This is a genomic window from Paraflavitalea speifideaquila, from assembly GCF_032395985.1.
GTDB lineage: Bacteria > Bacteroidota > Bacteroidia > Chitinophagales > Chitinophagaceae > Paraflavitalea > Paraflavitalea speifideaquila.
The window spans coordinates 4978801-5003061 of the sequence record NZ_CP135920.1; the positions used below are offsets into that span (position 1 = coordinate 4978801).

The window sequence follows — 24261 nt, forward strand, 5'->3', positions numbered from 1 at the left end:
TTTTTTTTTTTTCACCAACCCTGGCCTGCCATTTAGCGGAACCATACCTTATACTAATCAATTCAGTATACCATGTAAAGCAATCGCTGCACAGAGGTTCTTAGTTGTTTTAACGCTTTACCCATATGTGCCTGTACTGTTTTGGGAGCAATGCCCATCACCTGACCAATTTGTTTTTCAGAAAGCCCGGCCTCCCGGCTCAACCGGAATACAAGCTGGCATTTTTCGGGCAACCGCTGTATTTCTTTCTCCATTTCACTCCTGAGCTGCTCATAATCAAGCCACTGGCAGGTACTATCATCCTCAACAACCTGCAACCAGGGTACATCCGCTTTATTCTTCTGGTCTCTTTTGTGTAATAATAATTTATGAAGCACTTCATACTTCAGCATAGAAGCGACATAGGTATGAAAGCTATGCTTCAATTGAATCGTTTGGCGCCTCCGCCAAAGGTTGATAAAAATAGTTTGGACAATTTCTTCTGCATCTTCTGCCGACTGCAATTTGAAATATGCTTGCGTCAGCAGCTTCTTCCAATACCGCTCGTAAAGAACACGAAAAGCCGCCTCGTCGTTCTGCTGAATGAGCAAAAGCAGTTCAGCATCAGTATATGATTGGTAGATTATCAAGCAGTAGCAGTTATTATATACTCTAAGTTAGGAGAAAGGATGGTACATTTATTAGTCAAACGATTGCATGAAATTCTATCACGACAAAGCCCTCCAGCTGTCGCTGAAAGGCTTTGTGTCCCTCGTTGGGGCCATTGTCGAACCTATTTTGGAACGACGGCAAGTGGAAGAATTACATCTACTTTGACTATTTACCCGTTCAGTACTTTTATCTCAGTCCGCCGGTTCTGTTGATGTTCATATTCTGAGCACCCTACACCATTAGCGCATCGATTCATTAACTGGGTTTCACCGTATCCTTTCGCTACCATTCTCTCACGGGCGATGCCATTATTCACCAGGTAGTTCACTACGCTTTGCGCCCTGGACTGCGATAATCGCATATTGTGGCTATCACTTCCCCTGGCATCGGTATGTGCTGCAAGCTCAATATGCAGCGCTGGATTATCGCGCAAGAAGATCAACAGTTTCTTCAAATCACTACTGGCATCACTGCGAAGGGCGGCGCTATTCAGATCGTAATAGATATTGTTGAGCGTGATCTTTTACCTTTCGTAGCTTCTTCTACGCCCAGTTCGATCTGTACATACAATACCTGGCTTCTGTTCAGCCCTTTTGTGGATACCCGTTCGATATTAGATATATATCCTGCTTTTTCCCCACTACCGAGAAATCAGACTCGCGTTCGAGTTGAAACCTGAACTCGCCGGTACCTGATTGAGAAGAGGCCTGACTGACACCATTATTGGTTTCATTGGTGAGGGTGGCCAATGCACTGCCTTCGGGAGACTGTGTGACTTTGTTGACCACTTTTCCTACCAAGGTAAACCTGGGGTCATTATGATAGAGCGTACGTTCGATAGAACCTGTTGTATTGAAATCTGCTATAAGGATAGTGGCGTTGGTAGAGTTGATATCATTCAGCGTTGCCATCGTTTCGTAAGCCGCAGACAAGGTTTTTGGAAACCGTGCAATACCCTGTTTATCGGTATGGGTTGTCTGCTCCTTTCCATCAGCACCTTTCATCACTACTGTAGCATGGTACAAGGGTTGTCCTGTCTGTTCATCCTTCACGTGTACGATCACATCTCTTTCTGTTATTACGGGTACCGCAGGTTTTTCTGCAACAGGCACAGGTGTTGTTACAGCGCTCTTTGCCTGGTGCACTAATTGTCTTGACTTCCGGTCAAACAGGCGATAACTGATCCCGGCAAAAGCCCCGTAGGAAGATAAGGCAGTTTGCTGGTAAGCGATTACCGGATCGTCCGGCTTGGCATTGAATACGGCATATTGAAAAGGTTGCTCACTGTTGAACTGATGCAGGTAATAAGCGCCTGCCTGTAAGCCGATACGTTTGCCCGGATAGAAACTAAAACGTACCTGTGCTTTGGCTGCCGGATGATATTGTTCCTGGTAACCTGTATGAAGGAAGAGCGGGGTAAGGAGGGAACTGGTTGGGCCTGTAATCAATGTCTGTGCATACAAAGCAGATCCATCTGTGCGGGTAACACCGCCACGAAGATTCAATTCAGCCGTAAAATGATTGTTGACAGTTTGGTATTTAAAGGAAGGTCCAATGCCGGCAAAATAGCGTTCCAGCTTAGTGGAGGAGGTCGTATAACTATTTACAACCCAGGGAGCAACCTGCTGGCTGAATCCTGTTGAATCATGATGCGGCGCATCGTTCTTGAAAATGTCCGCATCCAGGCCGATACCCCAGAAACCCCAGTATTTATCGATACTCAGGCCAGCCATGTAGCCTTTTAATGGCATTTTGACCGATCCTGGCATTTTACTTTTCGTAGCCAGGTCCAGGCCTCCACGAAGGGAGATCTGCCAATACCGGTCATTGCGTTCAATGGTGTCTTTTTTTTAGTTTGGCAACCTGCCCCAATCCATCGAAGGCCAGTAACAGGGAGAAAAGCAGGGAATATACCAGGTATTTCATAACATCCTTTTTAGTGAAGAAATGTTTACATACCGGTATATCCATGAGTAAAGCCGTTTGTTACCCCCTGTGTGGATTGGAAATGGTGGGTTAAGAAATATTTAACAAGTCACCTAAGGTATTTTTGGGCCTGTCCCACCTGGCAACCCTGCCTGGATTACCTGCCAGGTAATGTTCTAAATTATTCTTCTACATACTTCAATGCAAATTCCACCCAATTCTTTACAGAACTGTCCAGGTAAACATCCGGCTGGATCCCGATATTGTCTATCGGAAATTCGGGCAATCGCATGGCACGATAGGTAGGCATAAACACCTGGTAACCGGAACATCCAAAATCGTTTAAATATGCATTTCCGTAATCCAGGGCGCCATAACTGGGCTTACCCAACAGCTTGACCTTTTTACTCTGTTTTGCGATGAACAGAAAGTACTCTGCCGAACTGCCTGTTCCCTTATCAGCGAGGATAACAACATGCCGGGGGCTTTTGGATGCCGGCTTAACCTGTTCGATGTAGACAGGTTTATCAGCATCGTTAAAGTTGACGAATTTGCCCAGGTTCTTTTTAGCAGTTCTATGTTATTGTCTATGCCGCTCGTTGGACTGCCCTTTTTCAGACTTCGTTTGTAAGCCTCCAGATTTCCGATATAGGTCTGCGTAGCAAGAAATTCAGCGCCTGTGTTTCGTATTGTTTTTCCCGAGATGTAGGGTAACAGTTTTTGATAAGCATCTGTGGTCCCTCCGGGATTACCGCGCAGGTCGATGATCAGGTTTTCGCAACCTTCGATACCCTTTTTGTTGCTGGAGATCAATTGACCAATTTCTTCAAGATGCTGGTATTCAAAACTTGGTAATTTAAGGATAGATGTCCTGGCAGACAGTTTTTTGAAATAAAAGCCTGTAAGTTCCTTCATTTTTCTTTGAGCTGAGCCGGGGTTACCGAGGGCGAAGGAACTTCTCTGACTAATGCCATCCCAACCGCATCCAGGTATAGGATACCCTCTTTGTACACATTGTAGTGTCCGTTCTTTTTTGACCGGTCAAGCAGTGCATACTCAAATGAGCCGTTTTGAAATAGCTTAAACTTGACATCTCCGGCTTTCCACAGCGTTGATGTTGCTGCGATGATAAAACCGGTATATTCATTGTTGTCTACCTTTTGATCCCAATTTTATAGCCTTCTGTTGACCATACCCCTTCCAGTGGATCCCGCGTGCCCTTAACTGTATTTTGAAATCCACCACATCAACCTCTATGGTTTCTGCCAAACCGCCGTTGCCGGAAGGAAAAGGAGAGCCGTTCAAACCAACCCATAAATGGGGATCTTTGAAGAAATCCGTATATTTTCTCAGCACCTGCCCGCATCCGGCACTATCCACCTTGCCTGCATCTCCGCCCAGCTTTTGTTTTAACTCGTCGTAGGAAACTCTTTCTTTGGTTTTTACTGAAAACCCGGGATACTCTGCCTCCACTTTCTGTATAAGTTTGTCCAATACCACCACGCAAGAGCAACCTGATTGCTGCGCATACATCGAAACAGACATCATACTAAACACTAGCCAGACCATTATACTTTTCATATCGAACAACTGTTTAAAGAGCCGCAAATTTAGCTGCTTTTTGCCAGAACCTTTTCGTTCCGGCTTTGGCAACCCTTAGAAAAGCCACCACCTCCTATTTCCTGCCAGGTAATAGCGGAATTGTTGTTGCTTTGGGTAAGGGGCGCCAGCTGCCTGCCCAGTCTTTGCGAAAAGTGGCTGTTTTTGCGTTTGTCGCTATTAGCATACTCGATCTATACTGAAGGTATACTGATGCTATAGTGTAGAGATAGGGATTGTTAATTATTGATTACTGATTATTGGTCGCTGATTACGGGCCTCTGGTTGTTAATTACTCCCTGCTTTGCAGATTTCTTTCTCTCGTTCTCTGTACTTTTCTTCTTCGTCCTTGTCTTTATTTTGTCTTTCAGTAATTCTTCCTTACAAACGTACGACGCGAGAAAGGTCATCTCCAAATGCATTTTGACAGATACCGCAATTTTTGTAAGAAATGATGCATAATGATTGATTTTTCAAGCATTATAACTCAAAACTTACAAAGTTTTCGGAATCAATCAACGTGGATTTGGAAACGGGTATCTGCGTATTGTATGTTTGTTGTCGGAACCATGATTTAATCGCAGATTAACGGATTAAACTGATTTCGCAGATTGAGGATATATGAACTTTTGTTTCGTTGGATCTCTTTTGAGCGGCATGAGTTCTTTTTCAATAACACTACCGTACAAACGTAAGAAGAAGGATATGGCATTTCCAAATGTGCGATTGTCGATTCGGCTATTTTTGTCGAAACCGCTATAAATCGACATAATTGATGTCGATTTATAGCCGAAACGACATAAACCGGCAAGTGGGTATTGGAAACGGGTATCCTGGTGTTGTATGTTTGTAATCGCAGATTAAGGGATTAAAATGGATTTCGCAGATTATGATTTTTGCTTCGCCGGGTTTCTTTTGAGTAGACCGGGGAAGAACAAAATAAAAATGCTGATCGACTGTGTGGACGGGGCCCCTAAGCACAGTTGATGAATGATAAGTGTTGTGCAACACGAATTGAGGAGTAAGAAACAGCAGTTTGGAGTTAGGAGTTAGCGGTTATCTTTTATCAGTTAGGAATTAGCGGTTAGTCAGGAATTGGTTTTTCGCTATTGGCGGTTGGTTTTTAGCAGTTTGCTTGTAGGTTTTGGCTGTTTGCTATTTGTTTTTCAGGTAGCTACCGGCTGAGGGCTATTGCCACTGGTTTTCGTTTTGCCGCTGTGATCGATGAAGGCCTTCGGTGAGCCAGCCACCAGGCACTGGACAATGGTCCGCAGGCAGCAGGAAATGAAAGGCAGGTTTTGGTTGGGAATAAAAGCAGCGAGCCTCAGGCTACGGGCGAAGAGCCAATTGCTATTAACTGTGAGGAGTTAGCGGTTAGTTATTAACTTCAGGGCTTTGGTTAAGTAGTCATTTAATAACATTTAAACTGTATCATAGGTGGCCCCGTTCGCAAGAGCGGGGCCTTTCTTTTTAAATCTACAACCGGGTCTACAGGAATTTGACTTGATCCCTTTTTTATTTACCGCCTTTAAATGCAAGCTTTCAATGCTACCAAACAAAAAGCCTTCCGGTAATAACCGAAAGGCTCTGTGACCCCTCAGAATTATTACATGATCCGTTTCGCATTGGCCTTACTCAAAGCCCTCACCACGCTGTCGCGTGGTGAGGGCTTTTTGCTTCTCCGCTTTTGAAAGCAAGCTTTCAACGTTGCGAATCGAGTAGGTTGTGAGGGATTAATTCCCTCACAGACCTCTCACACCACCGTACGTACCGACCGGTATACGGCGGTTTGTCAGAATAACTTAGTTTGGTGAGTTGTTTTCCAGTAATAGTAGTTTGCGAACCCTACGTATCCATGCCTGACAAAGTATTCATTATTTAATGCCCTTGTCAATATTGGACTGTGTGCAATGCGGCAATAGCCCCTACGGCTATTTGACCACTCATAGGCTTTCCCAGGATTGATTCCCAGCCTTTTCAGGTTAATCCACCGCGTTTTTGGTCTTTTCCATTGTTTCCATATTCCCATCCTTAGACGCGTTCTTACCCATCTGTCCAGTTCCTCCATTCTGCTTTTGGCTTTGGCTATCCTAAAGTAGTTCACCCAACCAACGATTGTCGCCTCCATCTTCTTTATCTTGTCTTCCACTTTACCGGGGGATTTACGCTGAGTTCGCTCTTTCATCTTTTCTTTAATCTTTCTCAGCGATTTGGGCGCAATACGTATTTGCCAGCCCTTTTCGCTTCGGTAAAAAGAAAAACCCAGTAGCGTACTGTCATTGGGGCGGCTGACTTTACTTTTTGTGCGGTTTACTTTTAACTTTAGCTTCTTTTCTATGAACTCTGTGATTGTAGTCAGCACTCGAGCCGCTGACTTTTCACTTTTCACATAGATGCTACAGTCATCTGCATATCGTACATACCGGTGGCCTCTTGCCTCTAACTCTTTGTCCAGTTCATTTAAAACAATGTTGCTCATCAGCGGTGATAACGGAGAACCTTGAGGAGTGCCTTCTTTGCGTTCTATCACTACTCCATTCTCCATTATTCCGCAGTTCAGGTACGCTCGCAGTAGCTTCAGTGTCCGCTTGTCCGTTATCTTTTGGGCCAGCGCCGACATTAACCGGTCGTGGTTCACCCGATCGAAAAACTTCTCCAGGTCCAGCTCTACTACCCATTCATTGCCGTCGTTCAGGCTGGTTTGAGCCTGATACACTGCCTGATGAGCACTGCGATTCTCTCTAAACCCATAGCTATAATTGGAGAACTCCGCTTCATACTGCGGACTCAACCACTGGGCTATTGACTGCGTAATTAGCCTGTCGATTACTGTAGGTATTCCCAACATCCTTTTACCGCCTCCGTTTTCCTTGTCTATTTCTACTTTCTTCACTGCCTGGGGGCGGTACGTGCCTTCTAAAATACTAGTACGCAGTGTTTGCCAGTTGGTATTCAGGTAGTCGCGAAGTTCATCGGTCTGCATACCATCTATACCTCCAGCCCCTTTATTGGCAGTTACCTGCTTAAAGGCTTTTTGTACATTGCGGATATCTAATATTTCTTCCAGCATACTATTACTTAAAAAAAAATCATCCCAGCGTTATTCCCATTGGTTGCATGATGAGGCTCAACTCCTCCTGTGTTTTACTTTTAGCTTCCGGCTTATCCTCACACAGGTAGTTTTCTAATGTTCTTCTATTGTAATCGCCTCAATCATAAACGTCTTGTTCATTTTCGCCATTCTAACATTCGGCCCTTCGGTTTGGCTGTGAGTCTTCCGTCTTTGCCCTTTACGGGGAGATGGCTCGTTTCCTTCCTACTACGGCTTCGGCTGACTTCTGCTCTAAGCGAAGAATCGCCTGCAGACCTCCCGGGGTAAGTATATCCGCTTTCCGTTCATGTAGCCTCTGCATTTACGTTCTGACAGTCTGCACAGTGTAGGGTTTCTGTTTGTGTTGCAACATCACCCATGTCAGCCCGCCTTGTATGCAATTTCTGTTCGTAGGCTCGAACGTTTGCCGCCGGCTTCTTTCAGATTCCACCTCGCGATGGACACCCTTGCCCTTGGCTAATACTATGCACTGTAACACGTATTCGGGACTTTCACCCTAGAGCTGATATACATGCCCGGCACACAACAAAAACATTGATGCCTTTTGAGCACCCGCGCCCATGAAAAGTGTGAGCCGTTGAAAAATGGTAACTTTCCTATATACAAAACAAGGAGGTTACTATGGTAAAGTCAACAATTGAGTTTGACCAGGTAGTAGCTGCAGGCTGCGGTCTGGACGTTCATAAGAACAGTGTGGTAGCCAGTATTGGAGGTCAAGGGATAGTGGAAGAAACCCGAAGTTTTGAGACTTTTACTGCTTCTTTAGAGCAGTTGCGCCATTGGTTAAAGCAAACTGGTATTACCCACGTAGCCATGGAGAGCACCAGTGTTTACTGGAAGCCTGTCTATAATATCCTGGAAGAAGACTTCGAGATCCTGCTGGTTAACGCCCGGCATGTAAAAAATGTGCCTGGCCGCAAAACGGACAAGGCCGATAGCCGTTGGCTGACCAAATTATTGCTCAGTGGATTATTGAGCGGCAGCTTCATTCCACCTTCAGACATAAGAGAAATGCGAGACTTGTTCCGCTATAAAAAGAAACTCACCGGTCAGATTGCTGCCGAGAAGAACCGCCTTCAAAAGATACTGGAAGACGCTAACATCAAGCTCGGCAGTGTCATCAGTGATGTGTTTGGCAAAAGTGGGTCAGCTGTGATCGATGCCATCATTGGCGGCCAAACAGATCCTGCTGTTTTGACCTCCCTGGCCCTTGGTCGGGTAAAAGCATCCAAAGACACCTTGCATAAATCCCTGCAGGGGCGTATCACTGCTCATCATCGCTTCATGCTCAAGACAATCAAAAAGTCTATAGCCCAAATACAGGCAGTTATCGCAGACGTTGACCAGGCGATCGACGAACATCTGCAAAGTCACCAACTGTCTGTTGATCTACTGCAAACCATACCAGGAGTTGGGAAAGATAGTGCCGCTACTATCATTAGTGAAATTGGTGACAATATGGAGGCTTTCCCATCTTCACATCACCTTGCATCGTGGGCTGGTATTAGTCCTGGCAATAATGAAAGTGCTGGTAAAAAAAAGCGGCCGAATAACAAAAGGCAACCCCCAACTCAAAACCGTTCTAGTAGAATGTGCCTGGGCTGCTACACATTGCAAGGGCGAGGGAAAGGACTACCTACGTAACAAATATTATAGCCTCGCGGTACGAATAGGCGCTAAAAAGGCGCTCATCGCTATAGGGCATAAGATCCTGTGTGCAGTCTGGCATATGATTAAAGACAAGCAACCTTTTACACAACCCGATCCAATTGTATTACAACAAAAAATAAAAACCAAACAGCTTAATGCATATCTGCAGAAGATCAAACAACTCGGATATGAAGCTGTATTGCAACCTTAAAGGCCGAGGCTTTACTGGTATATAAACCGGCACAAAAACTGGCTTCACCTATCAAGCATCCGCAGCTGTGCCTCAGAGCACGTAGAAAAAATTTGATCCCTTGATAGGTTGATAAGGAACTTCTTGAAGGCTTTTCAGAAAAAAGCCCTCCAGCTATCGCCGGAGGGCTTTGTGAACCGGATTGGAATATCTTCAAACCGTTTGATGGAGGATTTGAGGCAGTTGTATAGAATTAAGTCATTGATTTACATAAAATAAGGTAACAAAGATTATTGGATAATTTAGCTCGGTGACTCCAAAAAAATTGACCATGTACACGTTAGTCTAATTTGATATCTGAGCCCATTTTGAGCCTTTAATGAGCCAATTTCCCACTATCGGGCTCCCTTATCCTTCACCCGCAGGTGATCATTTTCACCTGCCGACAATACCTGTTTGTTGCCAAATCCCATGGAAAGAAGTAAATTTGGGAATAAATCATTCTTTAAAAATGGGAGAGCCTTTATCATATAACCACCTTAATCAGCAGCAACAGGATATGCTTCGCCTGTTTAAAAATCCTATGCCCGAGGAGGACTATATCCAATTGAGGCGTTTGGCAGTACAACTTCTGGCTAAACAACTCGACAACCAGATGGATGAATGGGAAAAGGAAAAAGGCATTACCACTCAACATTATGATGATCTCGCTAAAAACATCTTCGCAAGCCACACTCCCCCAACTGATGCTTGTAGTTCTTGACTCAAATGTTTTACTGGTTGCCATAGGAAAAAGGAGCCGTTACCGGCCAATTTGGAGCGCCTTTGTTGAAGGCAAATTTGAAATTGGATTGTGTCAGGAAATCCTGCATGAATATGAAGAAGTGATAGGAGTACACGGCGCACCTGGGGCTTTTGAAATCATCGCAAATATTCTTACAGAATCTCCGGACGTTGTTTTCAAGCATATATATTACAAATGGGAAGTAATTACCGCTGATCCCGATGATAATAAATTTTTGATATTGCAGTATCCTGTAACGCAGATTATCTTGTTACGAATGATGCTCATTTTAATGTGGTGAAGAACCTTGAGTTTCCTAAAGTGAATGTTTGCAATATCGAGACATTCCTGGAAATAGTAATGAAGATGGCCTGAGTTGGGCGAACAATTCCTATTCTTCCAGTTCGTGTATATATCCGCTTTCGAAAGAGCCCAGCCCTTTAGCTACCTGCCCATCACTTAGTAGCTGTTCAAAAACTTGTATCGTCATAAAAATAATTTTATCTATTACCGTTCACTGAAAAGGCTTTGTCATTTTCCCCTGCTAAATCGGGGGCGGATTTTAACGTCTCATATGTTTAGGTAATATAATTTCATTAAGACCTTGTTTTTAGAATGGTCCTTTCCTGCTGGTGTAGCAATGAACCGGTTTGAATTATTCCAATCCGGCTACCAAACTGGAATCAAACCACAAAAACATTGAACCCAACCGGATTATACAGAATGGATTAAATGGGGATGATGTGCAGGCAAAACAAAACCCGCTACGAGAGCGGGTTTAAGTTTGAAAATTCAATGTGGTGACCCCGTCTGGATTCAAACCAGAAACCTTTTGATCCGTAGTCAAATGCTCTATTCAATTGAGCTACGGGGCCTTGTGAACATCTACCTTGTGTAAATGGGCTGCAAAAATAAAGATATTATCGATTGCTCCCAAACAGAATTCAATAAAATTTCCACATTTATCAGGAAAACAATTATTTATATTCCTACCCCATCCTGCCAATGGACGAGTCACCACTAGCCTCTAGGGTGGTCCCAGGGTAGAACAAGGGGAGTCGAAGGGCACCGGAAGGGTAGTAAAGGCGCATTTTCATAAAATATTGACCCCCTACTATAAAGCTTTTTCAGGAACATACACCTATATGATATAAAATATTGATTATCTGACGTTTAGACAACCTTCACCCCCACCCCCACCTATTCAACTATCCCAATCCAGCCGCAGCTTCTTGATACGCATGATCACCGCTACCTTGGTCCGTCCAAAATGTTCTGCGATATCTGCAATACTCACTCCATCACCATACATGATCGTCAGCTCATCATCCAATTCATTTGTCCAGGTTGTATAAGCTCCCTGGTGGTCATCCCGTACCCTCTCATAAGAATAGGTACGCGTGGCCGGGGTGGTTTTATAGGGTTTACTCATCACCCTGGCTCCTTGCTGTAGACTGCCCGAAGCCGGGTAAGTTGCCCGTTTTGTAATTGGCAATGTTTTCACATGCGCCGAATAAGCCAATCCATCGGGCATAATAAGTTCTGGCATAAAAATACTCACCTTGGCCCTGGTTACTGCCACATACAATAGGTTGATCTCCTCATTGAGTTTGGAAATATTCATTTCCTCCTTCTTTTCTTCCCTCAGCTTTTTCAATCGTTCCTCTGTAATAAAATCATCGGCCAAATGTACCTCATCATACTCAATCCCCTTACACCGGTGCACCGTAGAAAAGAACATCTCTGCTTTGTCTTTCTCTCCATCCGGTACATGCTTGTCGCGGATCTTCTTGAGAATGGCCGGTATCTCATCACCATATTCCTTCACCACTTCCACCATCATCGACAATTGCATGTCTTCCGTTTTGTCGATATATTCCTCCAGGTCCTTCATATCCTTCATGCCTGTAATCAGGCTGTCTTTTATATACGCGCGTTTATCATTATACAGGTTCAGCACATCGTACAAAGAAGTGCCCTCATCAGCATAAGTATAGGAGTTGATATTACCCTCGAAGTAGATCTTTTTCAATTTACCTTCCTGTACATGCCCAATGGCCGCCAGTAATAACCCCAGGTTAGAACGGGCAATCACCGCTTTTGATTTCAATTCCTTGTTCTCGCCCTGTCCATTGATCGTCACCGCCTCCTCCTGGTCAATATGCTGCTTATAGGTCAATACCCGCAGGGCAAGGTTGGCAATATCCTGCCCAAAGCGGAAACTGGTAGACAGGTGATAGGTTTTGAAATTGGCTTTCTCCAGTGAGTTCACCGCAAATCGCCAGCCATAGATCTGTTGATGCGTATCGCCTACAATGACCTTGGTAGCCGGTTGCTTGAAAAACACATCCAGCATAGCGGCTGGAAGCGTCCTGCCCTTCATCAAAGAGAATATGATCATAAGGTAGCCGGGGAGCGGACAACTGGAACTTTTTGAGGTAGAAATCATGAATGATCTCCACTTCGCCTTTATCCATTTTGGCCAGCAATAACCGTGTATGCTGTTCAATTTGTTCGTAATTATTTTTACAAACTTGATCGCTTGTTTATCCGTAACAATATCCAGGTAGTTCAGGTCCTGCACCCGTTGCTTGTCGCTGTTGCAGAAATAGGAAACAAACTTATTAATGTGATTGGCCAGTATATATTCTGCATGCCTTTCACCAGAAGCTGGCAGGTTAAGCAAGGATACGATCTCCGTTGTTTTATAACCCTGCGCCCGCACTTTGTACTGATGCCGGAAGACGATATGCTTATAAGCCAGTGAGTGAGCCGTTTCTACTTTTACATGATGAAGTCCCAGCGCCTCAAACCTCCGGGCAGTTTCCATCTTCACCGCTTTATTAAAAGCCAGGTACAGGATACGGCTTTCCGGACGCGCCCTGGCATACTCGATGACGGTCGTCGTTTTCCCCGATCCTGCTACCGCATTGATCCTGATATCACCCGTAGACTCCACAATAGCCTGCTGTTCCGCTGTTAATTGCATGCTTCAATCTAAATAATCCAATAAAATTACCCTTTCTCCACGCTCGCGCCGCCATTTTTTGCCCACAGTCTGGATAACCTTCCTGGCCACTTACCTGCAAATCCACACGGACCTTTTTCACTTACAGGTCAGCTCCTGTATTCTGTCCCCTACCTCCCCTACCTCCCCTCCTTCCATCCTCCACCCAGCGACCGGTACAACTGCACCTGCGCTACAATGATATCCTGTTGCTGCCGGGCCAGTTGCAATTCCGCCTCCAATACATTTTTCTGTGCCGTAATTACTTCCAGGTAATTGGCATATCCCGAAAGGTAAAGATCGCGTGCCGTTACCACAGCTTCCTTTAATTGCTTTACTTCCTGGTGTTTTAAGGTATAGGAGCGTTTATAATTTTCCACCTCACTCATATTCGTTACCACTTCACTATAAGCGTCTAATAGCGATTGCTGGTATTGGTAAACCGCCTCGTGGTTGGCTGCATTGGCCATGGTGTATTGCGCCCGCAGATCACCCTGCCGTAGAAAAGGCGTCGTAATACCTCCCAATAAGCCATACGTTCCCGAGCCCTGTTTAAACAACAGGCCGGGTGTAAAAGCATTCAATCCTATATAGGGACTGATCACCAGTGAAGGCAGAAAGGCCTTACGCGCTGCACCCACATTTTCACGGGCGGCCTGCAATTGCCATTCATACTGACGGATATCGGGCCGGTTGGATAACAGCGAGGCTGGCACCCCTGTTGCGATGGTAACCGTTCGTACCTTTTGTAACATCGAAGTATCACGCATAATGGTTTGCGGGTAGTTGCCTGCCAGCGTATTCAATTCATTTTCCACGGCCACCCGTTCCTGTAGTAAAGTAAATTCAATGGCACGTGTATTGAGTACTTGTGCCGCAAACTGTTGTACTGCCAACTCAGTAGCCCGGCCTCCTTCCTTCTGTATTTTTACAATTTCCAATGCCTCTTCCTGCAAACCTACGTTCCTGCTTACAATGGCCAATTCAGCATCCAACGCCAGTAAGTGATAATACCCCTGCGTAAGCCTGGCTACCAGGTTGGTCACCACAAACTGCTTTGCCTCTCTGGTAGCTAATACATCGGCCAGGGCCGCTTTTTCAGGTGCTTGAGTTTACCCCATACATCTATTTCCCAATTACTCCGCAACCCTATGAACAAGTCCGTAGTAGGCCGTACAGGTATCTTCCGGTCCTTATCAATATTGGGAGATAGATTCGTATCAAAATTACCTACGCCATTCAGCGTATAATCGCCATACCGGTCGGCACTGCCACTGATCACCCCATCCAAGGTAGGCGCCATGGCGCCCCGCCGCATGGCCAGTCTTGCCTCTGCCGTCAACACCCGCTGAAGCGCCACCTGCAGATCGGTATTGTATTTCATAGCCGAATCAACAAACGATGCCAGGTGTTGATCCGGGAAGAATTGACTGAAAGCCAATTGTACCGTATCCGTTGCCAGTACGGAATCCGGCCGGTTGTACTGTTGAGGCAGCCCTCTTACCTCAGGTACAGGCAGAGGCGCCATCACCTTACAACCGGCAGGCAGTACACTGATGACTATAGCAAAAAGTAAATGCGCTTTTTAATATTGTTGTACATACTGTTTTCAATTTTATAACTCACCCGGGTAACTTATCAACCTCATCCCCAAGTTTCCGGTCTTCCGTCACTATAGCTATCGGGAAGGACTTCCCAACTTTCGGTCTTACCCCGATACCTGATCAGGCTGCAAGCCTTGTTCGGGCAATGCATTTACCGGAATGGAGATTACTTTTTCTTCTTCCTGGAAGCAAACAAAACATAGAGGCCTGGCACCAGGAAAATACCCAGCAGCGTACCTGTAAGCATGCCGCCTGCTGCCGCCGTACCTATCGACCGGTTGCCCATGGCCCCAGCTCCACTGGCCACACACAAAGGGATCAATCCCGCAATAAAAGCAAAAGAGGTCATGAGAATGGGACGCAACCGCGACACCGCTCCTTCCCGCGCAGCCTCCAGCACCGTTAACCCTTCCCGTTGCCGCTGCACTGCAAATTCAACGACAAGGATGGCATTTTTACCCAGCAACCCAATCAACATCACCAGCGCTACCTGAGCATAGATATTGTTTTCAAGTCCCGTTGCCAGTAATAAGGCAAAGGCCCCGGCTATACCCGCAGGAAGTGAAAGAATAACCACCAGCGGTAAGAGAAAACTTTCATACTGCGCCGCCAGCAACAGGTAAACGAATAACAGACAGATAATAAAAATGTAAATAGCCTGGTTGCCCGACAGTATCTGCTCCCGCGTCATACCACTCCATTCATAACTGTATCCGCGCGGCAATACCCTGTCAGCCGTTTGCTGTATTGCAGCAATGGCCTGCCCACTCGTATACCCCGGCGCCGCATCACCATTGATCATAGCAGCCGTATACATATTGTTACGCGTGATCTGCTCAGGGCCAAATACCTTCTCCATCTTGATAAAATTGGAGTAGGGTACCATCTCCCCCTTGTTGTTCTTCACGTACAACTTCAAAACATCTTCTGGATTGGCCCGGTATTGTGGCAGTGCCTGCAACATCACCTTATACATTTGCCCAAAGCGAATGAAGTTTGTAGCATAATAACTGCCCAGCAATGTTTGAAGATTGCTCATCGCATTGTCGATCGTAATCCCTTGCTTGGCAGCCATCTCCTGATCTACATGGATCATATATTGCGGAAAATTGGGATCAAAGCTGGTAAAAGCTCCTGATATGGCAGGGTTGTTTTGTAGTGAAGTGAGGAATGCATCACTCACTTTCGCCGTCTCACTCAGGTCCGTACTACGGTTCTTATTCAATAACCTCAATTCAAATCCACCTGCATTACCAAAACCAGGTACCGTAGGCGGTGCAAAAAAATCAATGGCCGCATCGGATATATGCCTTGTTTTTGCTTTCAATTCCGTGATCAGTTCCGGTACCGTTTCCTCCCTTTCGGCCCATCCGTTGAGGTTGATCATCGCCATACCATAAGAGGCACCCGATATATCACTCATCAAGCTATAGCCCGCCAATGTACTCGTATTCTCAATACTCCTGATACCGCCAATTGCCTTTTGCACTTCATCCAGCACATCTTCTGTACGTTCTACCGTAGAACCAGGCGGTGTGGTAACATTCACATAGATCATACCCTGGTCTTCCGCCGGGATAAAACCCGTGGGCAACAACTTACCACTGCCCCAGATGGCGAAACAAAAGAAAGCCAGCATGACCAGGGTGACCAACTTACGGCCCGCCATCCATTGCACCATCCTGCCATACCTACGCTCCGTACCATCATACCCTTTGTTAAAGGCCCTGTAGAAGCGTTGCAACAAATTCTTCCGGCGTTTTCCTTCGGGCGTATGCTTTAACAACAAGGCACAGAGGGCAGGAGTAAGCGTAAGCGCATTGATACCTGATATTACAATGGCCATAGCCAGCGTAAGCGAGAATTGCCGGTAAAATACACCCACAGGCCCCGACAAGAAGGCTACCGGTACAAATACAGCCGACATTACCAGGGTAATGGCTACAATGGCGCTGCCTATTTCTTTCATCGCCGCCACCGTAGCATCCATGGCGCTCATATGGAATTGGTTCATTTTTACGTGCACCGCTTCCACCACCACAATGGCATTGTCTACTACAATACCAATGGCCAATACCAGGGCAAACAGCGTCAGCATATTAATGGAAAAGCCCAGCATTTGCATGAACGCCAGCGTACCCACCAACGCCACCGGTACCGCCAACGCCGGAATAAGCGTTGAACGGAAGTCCTGCAAGAAAATGAATACCACTAAGAACACCAGGATAAATGCCTCTATCAAGGTACGCAATACCTCATGGATACTGGCATCGAGAAAACGCGATACATCATACGCATAATTGTACACCATGCCCGGCGGGAAAGTATTGGCTTCCAACTCGGTCATCTTTTCTTTGATCATACCGATCACTTCCTGCGCATTGGAGCCAGGCCTTTGCTTGATCATGATCGAGGCCGATGGGCGGCCATCTGTTTTGGACACCATATCATAACTCACCGTACCAAATTCCACATCGGCCACCTCTTTCAAACGCAGTACCGATCCATCATTATTAGCCCGCAACACCACATTTCGGTATTCCTCCGGCGTATTAAACTTGCCCGTATACTTCAGTACATACTGCTTGGCTTGTTGATCCTTGCCCGAATTTTCGCCCGTTACACCAGGCGCTGCCTCAATATTCTGTTGCCGCAAAGCAGCAATGATCTCATCCGTGGAAATATTAAAAGAAAGCAAACGGTCCGGCTTCAACCATACCCGCATTGAATAATCGCGCGAACCCATGATGTCAACAAAGCCTACGCCATCAATACGCTTCAGCTCCTGTAATATATTTATATCTGTAAAGTTGTAAATAAACTCTTCATCAGCAGCAGAGTCCGTACTCATCACATTCAGGTACAACAACATGCTGTTTACCTCTTTTTCTGTGGTTACCCCCGCTTTGATTACTTCTTCGGGCAACTCGTCCAATACCGTGGTAACCCGGTTCTGCACGTTCACGGCGGCGAGATCGGGATCTGTACCTACTTCAAAAAACACTTGTACCAACGTAACCCCATTATTACTGCTCACCGAATTCATATAGGTCATCCCTGGCACCCCATTGATGGCCCGCTCCAATGGCGTTGCCACCGCTTTGGCACAAACCTCAGCATTGGCGCCATTGTAACTGGCCGTAACTACTACCGAAGGCGGAACAATATCCGGAAACTGTGTTACCGGCAGCGTAAATAAGGCCAGCAACCCCAGCAGTGAAATCACCAATGAGATCACCAATGATAATACCGGCCTGCGTATAAACTTTTCAAGCATGTCTTGTTTTTAATATTGATCTTACCTATTATCCATTACCATCACTTCCCAATCAAAGCAAAAGATTGCCAACTCACTCCTCCCCCATCACCTGCTCCATCGACACAGGACGTGGAATGACCTTATTCCCTTCCCTGATATGCTGTACCCCTTCATAAATGATCTTGTCTTCATCAGAAAGGCCCGATTTAACCAGTATAAAGTCTTCCACCCGCGTATCAGGCACAAAACTTTTCATCCGAACCATATTATGCTGATCCACTACAAATACATAGTTCTTATCCTGTATCTCAAAAACAGATCGCTGGGGTATCATCAACGCCTTGGGCGCGGGCGCTGTAAGCATCACCTTACCACTGGCGCCATGCTTCAACAATTTGGAGGGATTGGGAAAACTGGCACGGAAAGCAATAGAACCTGTTTCCGGTTCAAATTCACTTTCCATGGTTTCGATCTTTCCGGGATATTGATAAGTAGTGCCATCGGCCAAAACCAGGTTGACCGCCTGCCCGATGCGGTTTTCCCTTTCATCACCCTTTACATAGTTCAGGTATTCATTTTCTGATACATTGAAATAAACATGCATCTTATGAATATCTGATACAGTAGTGAGTAAACTGCCCTCCGCAATAAGGCTGCCCAGTTTGAGCGGTATCCGGTCGATGATACCATTAAAAGGAGCACGAATAAGCGTATAAGAAAGCCTGATACGTGCTTTTTCCAGTTGGGCTGATGTTTCGGCCACCATAGCCGTAGCCATGGCCAGCCTGGCCCTGGCCAGTTCCAGCTCCGAAGCAGACAATACATTTTTACCCACCAATGTTTTTACCCTGGTCATTTCTACCTCAGCGGCTTTTACTTCGGCATGGGCGCTGGCCAGGGAGGCCTTCTTTTCCGATAACTGTACTTTGAATTCGGCATCATTCAGTCTGAACAATGCTTGTCCTTTTTTACCAGCTGACCTTCATCAACCAGCACCTGTTCCAGGAAGCCATTCACTTTTGCACGCAGCTCCACATTCTGAAAAGCATTGATGGTGGCTACATACGAACGGTGCAGCAGCGTGTCTTTATAATCCAACTGTAACACCGGCAATTCAATGTCTTTTTGTTTTTCCTTCGTATTGCCTTTTACCGTGCAACCTGTGAGATACAATAGGCCCAGTAAACCGGCAATTGGTAGAATCTTCATAACTATATATTGGTTTAGAATAATGCCTTGCCAGGTGGCAAAAACAATTTTGCGCAGTCCATGAATTGGATCATGACGGCCAATAGCGCATTGGTAGTTTATGGACACAATGAAAATTGCCTGTTAACAGGCAACAGAGATCAACAGCAACCTATGCTGATTACTAAATCAAAAGGGAGTAAACCGGAAAAGAAAGATATAATAGAAAGGAAGTATACCATGTTCATTACTGCTGCGAAGCGGCTCGTCCAGGCTACTGTGATCAAAGGAGCGTGAACCATCGCCCGAAGCCGTGCTGGATACCGTAAAGGAAGCAGCAGCGCGGAACCTGGTACGGCATTTTAACTGTTTATGCCTGGGCGGCTGGGTAGCGATGCTTACGTTTTCGTCCTGGTATCCCAACGCAGCCTGAGTGTGCGATAAATTGTAATAACTGGGATTGTCGCAACCCATACGTTGTTTTTCCCAGCGAGGGCCTTCGGCCCTTGCCAGGTATCCCATCAGGATACAAACAACTAATTGTATGACGATTTTAATTTTCACAATACCTGCCGGCCGCAAAATTAAGGGTATCCGTTGATATAGACTGGTTTGTAGTTTATTCAAATGATATTTAACAGTTAGCTTAAAAGTTATTAAAGCTTTTATCCTATAGACGTATGCATACAGTTATCTTATTATCATAGATCAAAGTGCCTTCATTGATCTATGATAAATAACTCTCATTTTAATAATGCTATTCCACCCTTGGGAAGGGATCAATATCCCACACATACATAAACTACTGAAATTAAGTCTCCTGCATTTTGGCACGTCTATGGGAATAATCATATCGTACCCAAATCGTATGTCATGTACCCTTTTTACAAATTGCTTAAACCCTTTTTCTTTATCCTGTCACTCCTCCTGTCGGCAACCTTTGCCATTGGACAATCCTGTACACCACAGGGCGACCCCAACACTTATGGCCTCAATAACGTTTGGATAGCCTACCTGTATCAGGGCAAAAATTTTGAGAATTATAAAGGTTATGTAAACAAAGGCAATCCCGCCAATCCGTATTTCGATGAAGGTTTTGGCGGTAACCAGGCCAATTATTCAACCAATGGCTGTGCTATCTATACCGATACATTTAGTGTTCGTTTCAGGCTCTCTAAAACATTTGCTGATTCCAATTACAGCTTTACAGTAAGTGGCGATGATGGATTCCGCCTTAGTCTCGATGGAGGCGCTACCTGGTTCATCAACCGCTGGGGTGATCAGAGCTATACGACCGAACAACGTACCATTGCCCTTACGGCGGGCACTTACAACCTGGTGCTGGAGTTTTATGAAAACTTTGGCGCCAACCGCATCACCTTTGATGTAGCAGCCGTTTGTACCGGCAATGGAAACCCTGCTATTTTTGGCGCAAACAATTCCTGGATTGGCTATTTATACCAGGGCAATAATTTTGACCAGTACAAGGGTTTTATTTCCAAAGGCAACGGCAGTACCATGAATTTTGATGAAAGTTTTGGAGGCTCCAATACTACGTTTGCTACCAGCAATTGCAGCATTACTACCGAATATTTCAGCGCCCGCTTCCGCTCAAGAACCACTTTGACGGGTAGTTATTCCTTTACCGTAGGTGGCGATGATGGTTACCGGCTTAGCCTTGATGGAGGCACTACCTGGATCATCAATGAATGGCAGGCCCAATCATACAAAACCACCACCCGCACTGTCAACAACCTCAATGGCACCTATGATATGGTATTGGAATTTTATGAAAATTCCGGTAGTAACAGGCTCTCCTTTTCTGCTACACAACTTACTATCTTGCCCGTGACCATTATTGATTGGAATGCCAAAGCCATCAACACCAATAATGTGGCACTCAATTGGAAAACAGCCGAGGCGGTAAACTTTGATCATTTTCTTATCCAGAAAAGTACTGATGGACAACAATTTCGTGAAATAGCAAAGGTGACGGCCAAAACCGACGGCCTACTCCAGACCTATAGTTATACCGAACAACAAGTAAAAAGCGCCAAAGTATGGTATCGCCTCGCGATGGTCGACAAAGATGGTTCTATACGATATTCAACCATCGTAGCAGTATCTCTCCAACAGCCGGATGCCATCAGGGTCTTCCCTACGATCATAGAAAGTAAGCAAGTATTTATTGAAGCCAATAAAAGAATGAATCGCGTAATGATAGAGCTTGTAGACATGAATGGGCGCATTGTACAATCAGAACAACGCACGTTGACTGCCGGCAGACAGTTATTTCAGCTCCATGCCACCCCCACCGGACATACTACAGGCACTTTTATGATCCGCATCACCGGCGATGATGGACTATTGGCCAAACAATCCGTTATTATCAGATAAATGGAAAGGTGAATCAACAGGTAAGCCGCCGGTGTTATGCCGGCGGTTTTTTATTTCTTGCCACTTATCCGGGCAATGATCCAGATAAGTAAAGCACCCACAATAACTACCGCCAGCACACCAGTCCATACACCGGCCTTAAAAATGCCCCCAATCACCTCGCAGGATGATAGATTGATCATTACCAACAAAAGCATCAGGCTAAATACAATACGGGTCATAAAATAGCTATTTACACAGTTCATGCAAAACCATTGCCACGGACTTCCAACTTCAGTTTTCCGTATTTTTATCCCATGAAGATCCATTTCTGGTCGATAGGAAAGAAGCATGAAAGTTATGTAAATGCCGGTATCGAAGATTTTACCGGTCGTATTACAAAATACTATCCGGTTCAGTGGAGCATTATCCCGGTACCCAAAAATGCGGGTATGCTCAGTGAAATGGACCTGAAGAAAAGGGAAGGCGAAACCATTCTGGAATGGCTGGATAGCAGTGATTACCTGGTGGCATTGGACGAGCGAGGCAAATCTTTCAGTTCGGAAGGATTGGCCAAATTCATCCAGGCCAGGGGCAATGAAAGTGTTAAAAAAATAGTTTTCCTGATCGGTGGGGCCTATGGCATTGATGAAGCTGTCTTGAAAAGAGCCAACCATACCTGGTCATTGTCGGCACTTACTTTCCCCCATCAGTTGGTACGCCTTATCCTGGCCGAGCAGGTATACCGCGCGTGCAGCATTATCCGCAACGAAAAATACCACCATAGTTAAAGGGGCACCTCATTAAAATAAAGGTGAGTCACCCTGCTGCCCGGCATAGCAGCGCGGCAGGGTGACCCACCTTAAATAAAATTACCCCACTAAACCTGTCAGCTTTTTGATTAGATTTGAGTCCAATAGCAATAGCAATGAGTATTACTTTAATTATTATCATTATAACGGCACTGGTTTCCATCTCGGCATTTTCCAGCGATAAGATATACAATGACCTGATCTTTTATCCACCGGCAGTAACCTACCAGCGACAGTGGTACCGCTTTTTAGTTGCGGTTTGATCCATGCCGACTGGATGCACCTGATCTTTAATATGTATGCCCTATACATGTTTGGCGTGGGAGTAGAAGGCTTTTTCTCCAATTATCTTTTTCAGGATAAGGGGAAACTGTTCTATATGCTGATGTACATTTCGGCCCTCGGTGTTTGTTTGTTACCTACCTATGGCAAACATAAGGACGATTCGTATTACCGTAGTCTGGGAGCATCTGGCGCCGTATCGGCAGTTATTTTTGCTTATATATTGGTCAATCCAATGGCCAATCTCGGCCTCATCTTTATTCCTGGCATCCGCATACCTGGATTTATTTTTGGATTTATCTACCTGGGTATCTCGTCCTATCTTGACAAACGTGGTGGTGGCAATATTAACCATTCAGCCCATATATGGGGCGCTCTGTATGGCATGATCTTCGTCATAGTAATGGCTGCTATTTTTTCAGACTACCCCGTGCTGTCGCAATTTGTCAGCCAGGTGAAGGAGTACTTACATCTTTAATTCAAACTGAATCAGCTGTTCTGTACTGTTGGTAACCTTAAACCGGTCATCAATACGCACGCCCACTATCCAAAGGATCTTTTTATTGCTTTCCAACACCCACACTTTTTCTTTGTCGGTTTTGGAAACCTTTTGATCGATGAGAAAACGAGCCAATTTTTTTCTTTTTCATCATGCCCAGTGGATAGAAATAATCCCCCGTTTTCCAGGGGCGCAGTAATAAGGGATACTGCACCTGCCTGGCATCAAGACAGGCAATGGCAGCAGCAGCCGGTGGAGTAAACGGATGACTGGGCACTATCAATTTCAAGGTAATACTCCCTCCTGCAAAAGCAGCGTTCTTCTCTCCTTCCTCTATAAGTATATGGCTGGCTCCTTCCACAGCCAGTGGGGCAATGATAAGCCAGTTACGGTTCCTGATCATGCGGTGCGAACCGGAAGCTACATATCTCCCCGACTCACTCTCCAGCAAATGGATCATATCAGGTATTTGTGCAGCCGTAAAGCCATAAGGTTTGCCGATCTCATATACTAAGGTGGGCAAGGGATTGGCCTTCTTTAATTTCAAAACCGGAATATGAATTTCATTGCCTTTGTATTCCAACAGTTTTTTCAGGTGTCCCTCCACCGATTGATGGTACAATACTTCTACATCACGAAAGCGGTTAATATTCCCTGCCAGGTTATTGACTACTTCGGGATAGATATTTTGCAACAAAGGAATTACCTGATTACGCAGGTAATTGCGGGCATATTTATCCTGCGCATTGGAGCTGTCCTCCACCCAGGCAAGCTGCCTACCGGTGGCAAACTGTACCAGTTCTTCCTTTCGGGCAAATAGCAAGGGACGTACAATTTTACCCTGTTTAGGCAAAATGCCCCTCAATCCTGCCACACCCGTGCCTTTGAAGAATTTCATGAGCACCGTTTCTATATTATCATCCAGATGATGGGCCGTTACGATGTGAGACGTGAGAAGTGAGACGTGAGAAGTGAGGCGTGAGACGTGAGACATGGGATCATCCTTTTTCACATCTGACGTTTCCCGTTTCACGTTTGACGTTTTACGTTTCACAATTTCCTCAAACCACCCATAACGCAACTCCCTGGCAGCAACTTGTATGGATACTCTTTGTTGGGCAGCATATCCTTCCGTATCAAAATGTTTGACCAGCACTTCTTTTCCATACTTTTCCCCCAGTTCGCGCACAAATTGTTCATCCCGCTCACTCTCCTGCCCCTTAGCCGGAAATTACAATGCCCTATCACAAAATCATACCCTGCCTGGTAGCATAGCTCACACAATACGACCGAATCAACTCCTCCGCTCACTGCCAGCAGCA

The 24261-nt window shown here is 45.4% G+C and carries 22 protein-coding genes, 1 tRNA gene and 2 pseudogenes; 7 read left to right on the plus strand and 18 right to left on the minus strand.

The annotated features are described in order from the left end of the window. Positions 1–62: 62 nt before the first annotated feature. From RS881_RS34340 to ltrA, 7 genes and pseudogenes are all read right to left on the minus strand, one after another. The gene (locus RS881_RS34340) at positions 63–629 is read right to left on the minus strand and encodes an RNA polymerase sigma factor (RefSeq protein WP_315814878.1); all 567 of its coding nucleotides are present in this window, start codon (positions 627–629) and stop codon (positions 63–65) included. A 191-nt stretch (positions 630–820) separates the two neighbouring features. Continuing rightward, on the minus strand, positions 821–1105 hold the full coding sequence (locus RS881_RS34345; RefSeq protein WP_315814879.1) for an OmpA family protein: 285 nt from the start codon (positions 1103–1105) through the stop codon (positions 821–823). 130 nt (positions 1106–1235) lie between these two features. Further along, entirely contained in the window at positions 1236–2384 is a 1149-nt protein-coding gene (locus RS881_RS34350; RefSeq protein WP_315814880.1) for a hypothetical protein, read from the minus strand. A gap of 374 nt (positions 2385–2758) precedes the next feature. Then, positions 2759–3136, minus strand: coding sequence for a S41 family peptidase (locus RS881_RS34355; protein ID WP_315824700.1), 378 nt, complete (start codon positions 3134–3136; stop codon positions 2759–2761). Positions 3137–3339: 203 nt separating this feature from the next. Next, positions 3340–3492: pseudogene (locus RS881_RS60295) on the minus strand (hypothetical protein); the annotation flags it as partial. Between the two features lie 228 nt (positions 3493–3720). Further along, positions 3721–4158, minus strand: coding sequence for a hypothetical protein (locus RS881_RS34360; protein WP_315814881.1), 438 nt, complete (start codon positions 4156–4158; stop codon positions 3721–3723). A gap of 1810 nt (positions 4159–5968) precedes the next feature. After that, on the minus strand, positions 5969–7246 hold the full coding sequence (ltrA, locus tag RS881_RS34365) for a group II intron reverse transcriptase/maturase (RefSeq protein WP_315814882.1): 1278 nt from the start codon (positions 7244–7246) through the stop codon (positions 5969–5971). A gap of 663 nt (positions 7247–7909) precedes the next feature. On the opposite strand from ltrA, the pseudogene RS881_RS34370 reads away from it, so the two are divergent. The 3 genes and pseudogenes from RS881_RS34370 (at position 7910) to RS881_RS34380 (ending at position 10213) form a co-directional block, all read left to right on the plus strand. Continuing rightward, a pseudogene (locus RS881_RS34370) lies at positions 7910–9149 on the plus strand (IS110 family RNA-guided transposase). 358 nt (positions 9150–9507) lie between these two features. Next, positions 9508–9891 carry a DUF8507 family protein gene (locus tag RS881_RS34375; protein ID WP_315814884.1) on the plus strand — a complete coding sequence of 128 codons (384 nt, stop codon included), beginning with the start codon at positions 9508–9510 and terminating at the stop codon, positions 9889–9891. After that, entirely contained in the window at positions 9827–10213 is a 387-nt protein-coding gene (locus RS881_RS34380) for a PIN domain-containing protein (protein ID WP_315814885.1), read from the plus strand. Before RS881_RS34375 ends, RS881_RS34380 begins: the two co-directional genes overlap by 65 nt. Before the next feature lie 497 nt (positions 10214–10710). Here RS881_RS34380 and RS881_RS34385 read toward each other — a convergent pair. From RS881_RS34385 to RS881_RS34420, 8 genes are all read right to left on the minus strand, one after another. Beyond that, a tRNA-Arg gene (locus RS881_RS34385) sits at positions 10711–10787 on the minus strand. A gap of 329 nt (positions 10788–11116) precedes the next feature. Beyond that, positions 11117–12901: a 3'-5' exonuclease gene (locus RS881_RS34390; protein WP_315814886.1), complete on the minus strand. Its 1785-nt coding sequence runs from the start codon at positions 12899–12901 to the stop codon at positions 11117–11119. Between the two features lie 158 nt (positions 12902–13059). Continuing rightward, positions 13060–13968, minus strand: coding sequence for a TolC family protein (locus RS881_RS34395; protein WP_315814887.1), 909 nt, complete (start codon positions 13966–13968; stop codon positions 13060–13062). 23 nt (positions 13969–13991) lie between these two features. After that, positions 13992–14450, minus strand: a complete 459-nt coding sequence (locus RS881_RS34400; protein WP_425476301.1) for an outer membrane factor lipoprotein domain-containing protein — start codon at positions 14448–14450, stop codon at positions 13992–13994. A 239-nt stretch (positions 14451–14689) separates the two neighbouring features. Beyond that, complete coding sequence (locus RS881_RS34405) at positions 14690–17800, minus strand: efflux RND transporter permease subunit (protein WP_315814888.1); 3111 nt, start codon at positions 17798–17800, stop codon at positions 14690–14692. A gap of 73 nt (positions 17801–17873) precedes the next feature. After that, positions 17874–18737 carry an efflux RND transporter periplasmic adaptor subunit gene (locus RS881_RS34410; protein ID WP_315814889.1) on the minus strand — a complete coding sequence of 288 codons (864 nt, stop codon included), beginning with the start codon at positions 18735–18737 and terminating at the stop codon, positions 17874–17876. Then, positions 18725–18991: a hypothetical protein gene (locus RS881_RS34415; RefSeq protein WP_315814890.1), complete on the minus strand. Its 267-nt coding sequence runs from the start codon at positions 18989–18991 to the stop codon at positions 18725–18727. The genes RS881_RS34410 and RS881_RS34415 overlap by 13 nt, the downstream gene beginning before the upstream one ends. Before the next feature lie 168 nt (positions 18992–19159). Then, a complete protein-coding gene (locus RS881_RS34420) occupies positions 19160–19492 on the minus strand; it encodes a hypothetical protein (RefSeq protein WP_315814891.1) in 333 nt (110 codons plus the stop codon). Positions 19493–19843: 351 nt separating this feature from the next. Between RS881_RS34420 and RS881_RS34425 the strand changes: the two genes are divergently transcribed. Beyond that, positions 19844–21367, plus strand: a complete 1524-nt coding sequence (locus RS881_RS34425) for a PA14 domain-containing protein (protein WP_315814892.1) — start codon at positions 19844–19846, stop codon at positions 21365–21367. A 50-nt stretch (positions 21368–21417) separates the two neighbouring features. Here the strand turns inward: RS881_RS34425 and RS881_RS34430 are convergent, their stop codons facing one another. Then, complete coding sequence (locus RS881_RS34430; RefSeq protein WP_315814893.1) at positions 21418–21588, minus strand: phosphatidate cytidylyltransferase; 171 nt, start codon at positions 21586–21588, stop codon at positions 21418–21420. 33 nt (positions 21589–21621) lie between these two features. On the opposite strand from RS881_RS34430, the gene RS881_RS34435 reads away from it, so the two are divergent. The 3 genes from RS881_RS34435 to RS881_RS34445 all read left to right on the plus strand — a co-directional run bounded on the left by RS881_RS34435 (position 21622) and on the right by RS881_RS34445 (position 22918). After that, positions 21622–22137, plus strand: coding sequence for a 23S rRNA (pseudouridine(1915)-N(3))-methyltransferase RlmH (locus tag RS881_RS34435; RefSeq protein ID WP_315814894.1), 516 nt, complete (start codon positions 21622–21624; stop codon positions 22135–22137). A 137-nt stretch (positions 22138–22274) separates the two neighbouring features. Then, on the plus strand, positions 22275–22421 hold the full coding sequence (locus RS881_RS34440; RefSeq protein WP_315814895.1) for a hypothetical protein: 147 nt from the start codon (positions 22275–22277) through the stop codon (positions 22419–22421). After that, positions 22418–22918 carry a rhomboid family intramembrane serine protease gene (locus RS881_RS34445; protein WP_315814896.1) on the plus strand — a complete coding sequence of 167 codons (501 nt, stop codon included), beginning with the start codon at positions 22418–22420 and terminating at the stop codon, positions 22916–22918. Before RS881_RS34440 ends, RS881_RS34445 begins: the two co-directional genes overlap by 4 nt. On the opposite strand, the gene RS881_RS60300 is transcribed toward RS881_RS34445, so the two are convergent. Further along, entirely contained in the window at positions 22907–23074 is a 168-nt protein-coding gene (locus RS881_RS60300; RefSeq protein ID WP_425476302.1) for a tRNA lysidine(34) synthetase TilS C-terminal domain-containing protein, read from the minus strand. The genes RS881_RS34445 and RS881_RS60300 overlap by 12 nt on opposite strands. Beyond that, positions 23001–24128, minus strand: a complete 1128-nt coding sequence (gene tilS, locus RS881_RS34450) for a tRNA lysidine(34) synthetase TilS (protein ID WP_315814897.1) — start codon at positions 24126–24128, stop codon at positions 23001–23003. Before tilS ends, RS881_RS60300 begins: the two co-directional genes overlap by 74 nt. Between the last annotated feature and the right edge of the window lie 133 nt (positions 24129–24261).

Bases quoted from the DNA above. Each gene is read 5' to 3' on its own strand.
- ltrA (WP_315814882.1), bottom strand. From the start codon at position 7,246: ATGCTGGAAGAAATATTAGATATCCGCAATGTACAAAAAGCCTTTAAG.
- RS881_RS34420 (WP_315814891.1), bottom strand. From the start codon at position 19,492: ATGGGATACCTGGCAAGGGCCGAAGGCCCTCGCTGGGAAAAACAACGT.
- RS881_RS34440 (WP_315814895.1), top strand. From the start codon at position 22,275: ATGAGTATTACTTTAATTATTATCATTATAACGGCACTGGTTTCCATC.
- RS881_RS34375 (WP_315814884.1), top strand. From the start codon at position 9,508: ATGAGCCAATTTCCCACTATCGGGCTCCCTTATCCTTCACCCGCAGGT.
- RS881_RS34350 (WP_315814880.1), bottom strand. From the start codon at position 2,384: ATGGCTGGCCTGAGTATCGATAAATACTGGGGTTTCTGGGGTATCGGC.
- RS881_RS34390 (WP_315814886.1), bottom strand. From the start codon at position 12,901: ATGCAATTAACAGCGGAACAGCAGGCTATTGTGGAGTCTACGGGTGAT.
- RS881_RS34360 (WP_315814881.1), bottom strand. From the start codon at position 4,158: ATGAAAAGTATAATGGTCTGGCTAGTGTTTAGTATGATGTCTGTTTCG.
- RS881_RS34425 (WP_315814892.1), top strand. From the start codon at position 19,844: ATGTACCCTTTTTACAAATTGCTTAAACCCTTTTTCTTTATCCTGTCA.
- RS881_RS34430 (WP_315814893.1), bottom strand. From the start codon at position 21,588: ATGACCCGTATTGTATTTAGCCTGATGCTTTTGTTGGTAATGATCAAT.
- RS881_RS34405 (WP_315814888.1), bottom strand. From the start codon at position 17,800: ATGCTTGAAAAGTTTATACGCAGGCCGGTATTATCATTGGTGATCTCA.
- RS881_RS34415 (WP_315814890.1), bottom strand. From the start codon at position 18,991: ATGAAGATTCTACCAATTGCCGGTTTACTGGGCCTATTGTATCTCACA.
- RS881_RS34380 (WP_315814885.1), top strand. From the start codon at position 9,827: ATGATGATCTCGCTAAAAACATCTTCGCAAGCCACACTCCCCCAACTG.